The 2,756-nt window shown below is 44.6% G+C and carries 4 protein-coding genes; 1 reads left to right on the plus strand and 3 read right to left on the minus strand.

Annotated elements, in window-relative coordinates; translation table 11 throughout:
* Positions 1-214: 214 nt before the first annotated feature.
* The 3 genes from ACEW9O_RS00410 to ACEW9O_RS00420 all read right to left on the minus strand — a co-directional run bounded on the left by ACEW9O_RS00410 (position 215) and on the right by ACEW9O_RS00420 (position 2,089).
* The gene (locus ACEW9O_RS00410; protein ID WP_373548131.1) at positions 215-871 is read right to left on the minus strand and encodes a hypothetical protein; all 657 of its coding nucleotides are present in this window, start codon (positions 869-871) and stop codon (positions 215-217) included.
* Positions 872-953: 82 nt separating this feature from the next.
* Positions 954-1,853 carry a hypothetical protein gene (locus ACEW9O_RS00415; RefSeq protein WP_373548132.1) on the minus strand — a complete coding sequence of 300 codons (900 nt, stop codon included), beginning with the start codon at positions 1,851-1,853 and terminating at the stop codon, positions 954-956.
* Complete coding sequence (locus ACEW9O_RS00420) at positions 1,766-2,089, minus strand: hypothetical protein (RefSeq protein WP_373548133.1); 324 nt, start codon at positions 2,087-2,089, stop codon at positions 1,766-1,768. The genes ACEW9O_RS00415 and ACEW9O_RS00420 overlap by 88 nt, the downstream gene beginning before the upstream one ends.
* Before the next feature lie 291 nt (positions 2,090-2,380).
* Between ACEW9O_RS00420 and ACEW9O_RS00425 the strand changes: the two genes are divergently transcribed.
* Positions 2,381-2,756, plus strand: a 376-nt coding sequence (locus ACEW9O_RS00425; protein ID WP_373548134.1) for a glutaredoxin family protein, incomplete at its 3' end; no start/stop codon positions are given.

Raw genomic sequence — 2,756 nt, forward strand, 5'->3', positions numbered from 1 at the left:
TTTTTGGCTAACCCCGGTAGTGGCTTTCCACTTCCGGTTGGTATTTAAGTCTTGATAGTGGATGTTCATCTGTTTTTGAGGCAAAAATACAACAACTCATCATTGATAACCAACAACTTAGGCTTGAACAACTCTAGTAATAAAAAAACGCGCTTGATTTTTTTCATGATTAGACTGCGATTTTAGTGATTGCAATGTATAGAGAACCAAATACTCAGGAGTGCTTGCTTTTTTTCAAGCGATACCTCAAATTGGCTCCTACGCCATAACCTCTTAGGTTATTATTTAAGACCCTTAAGGGGTATCCAACAGAATTCAAATCAAACCTGTAGAATAAGTCCATGCTCCACCTTTCTTTTAAATGAAAAGAAATACGTGGCACTATGGAAAAAACAAACCTGTTCAATTTATAACTTTCTGCTCCATCTTTCCAATTAATCAATTTTTCATCAGAATAAACGGCACCGTTTGAACCAACATGCAGGTTTTTACCTGTTATTCCAGCGTATATATTGTAATTGACGGATGGTGAAAGCCCAAATGAAAACCACTTCAACGGCCTGAAATCAACAAACTGGTTTAATGAAAGGGCATATATGGCATAAACTGTCCTTGGTTTATGAGGATAATTTATACCGCCCAAATCGCCCAAAGAAATTCCGGGTTCATAGGTCAACCTATCATTGATTTTGAAACGATAGCCGTATCCTAAAGAAGGTGTCAACTTGAAATTCTCCGGTTTTTGTTCCCCAAATGGAAAGGAATGCCAATAGGATAAGACAGCGTAGTTCGCACCAACGGTGAAGAACGATTGTGCGATTAAATGCTGAGAATACAGCACCATAAAAATAAGGAGAAATCTGTTTTTCATCTCACAAGTGTAAGTAAAAAAACAATACCGTGAGCACAAAAGAAATTGGACGGCTTTCTATTCGTGCCCACGGTTTCGTTTTTTAAAGGTTGACTAAATTCATGGTACAGGTTGCTTGTATCTCTATGCAATCTGTCCGGCGGTTAGTGCCTGTCACAGTCAAGTTCATTGCGAAATTGTTCAGTGTCGATTGGGTATAGGAATTGCGAAATTCACTTGCGAACTTTTCCTTGATGCTATGCGCACGCTTACATCTAAAAAAATTAATGGGAACGGTATTCGAATAGTTGATGGCTTCGTGTTGGTGCCTATTCGTAATTGTCCCGTTGACAGCCACGGCAATATGCCTTGTATCGCTCCACCAAATCCCAAACCATTTCTTTTGGGCTTTTATTTCAACCTGATGCGTCCACCAATAAGCGTCCACACCTGAAGATGAACCGTCAGGGGCATCAGGAATATTGTATTCATGCCATGAACTTGAATCCCACCAAACCTTTATCCGCTTTTTGCCATCGTTGTATTCTGCGGTGCAGGTCTGATGTAGTTCCTCATCCCGTTCCTGAATTTCTTCACTTGACCGGGCCGTTTGTATCTGCTGAACACTTAGTTCGCCAAAATCGCCGACCTGACCGTTCCACTCCTTCACCAAATCCTGTTTTCCGACGGGGTAGGAAAGGAGCAGGCTGCCTTGAACGCTGTACTCCTGGCTGCAAATCCGATAGATGCCACTTTGGCTCACGAAGTAGTAGAACGGGAAAGAAAAGTACGGCTCGACCCCCTCCGTAGTGATGGACGCCAGGTGCGATTTGCTTTGTGCAAAGGCGTTGAATGTCGGCTGAAAAGCCGCTTCCGTAGTAACGGTGTCGTATTCGTACGGCGTCATAAAAGCGGTCAGGGCGTTATCCGCTTCGATGTAGTGCCATAAGCCGTGTTTGCGCCGATTGAGGTCTCCCACACCACGAATGCGCTGTCGCTCCATGTGGGCACGGTGTCAACAAAGGCAGAAAACGTGGTGGCATTTTGAAAGTTGAGAATGCCATCTTCCTGTACGATGTATCCGTTTACACCGTACTGGAAGTCGCAGCCTTGTGAAAGGCTGTCTTGGTCAGCTTGTGCCGCCGCCTCTTTTTTACAAGAAGGAGTGAAAACAAGCAGGAGAAGGGCGACCGCAAGGGATGCGGCTGCAGGAAAAACAAAAGTCTTTGACTTTTTCATAAATTTGTGCTTTAATTATTCTTTATAATTGAGCCACTGCCGTCTCTCGTCCAAAAAGAACGGCTTTGGCTTTTTTCCTTTTCAATGTGGGCGCTCAACACTCAATAGCTAAACTCAACGAGGGCAGTACGCAAAAGCGTTTGCCTGTTTTGTGAATATACCTCTGAAATCTTTCCTATTTTTCCTTTAGTGTTTCATCCCTGTTCCTTCCCCTTTGGCTACCCACGGCGGATGGCGGCGGATGGCGGCCTCAAAGAGTTTTGAGAACATTACAAATGTATAAAATATCTTTTGACAAAAGGATGTCTGTTTCCCGAAACAGACATTTTTTCAAGGCAGTTGTCAGTATATGGACAAAACGACTACCAATGCCCAAAAAAACAATCCTTTATGCAAAACCCAACCCTTTACGGCGCAGGCTGGTGTCCCAACACCCTCCAGGCCAAAGTATTCCTGCAAAAACACAACATCCCATTCGAGTACGTCAACGTGGATGTGTCGAAAGAAGCAACGGGGCAGATTGCAGAATTCCTTACAGGGAAGCCCGTCGTGCCAACGCTCGTTTGGGAGGGCAAGGCATACCCCGAACCCGCCGAGGAAAAACTCGCCGAACTGCTCGGCATCAACCCACAGCACCGGGTCGTCATGTACGGCGCCGACTGGTGCC

The organism is Haliscomenobacter sp. (genome assembly GCF_041740695.1).
Lineage (GTDB): Bacteria > Bacteroidota > Bacteroidia > Chitinophagales > Saprospiraceae > Haliscomenobacter.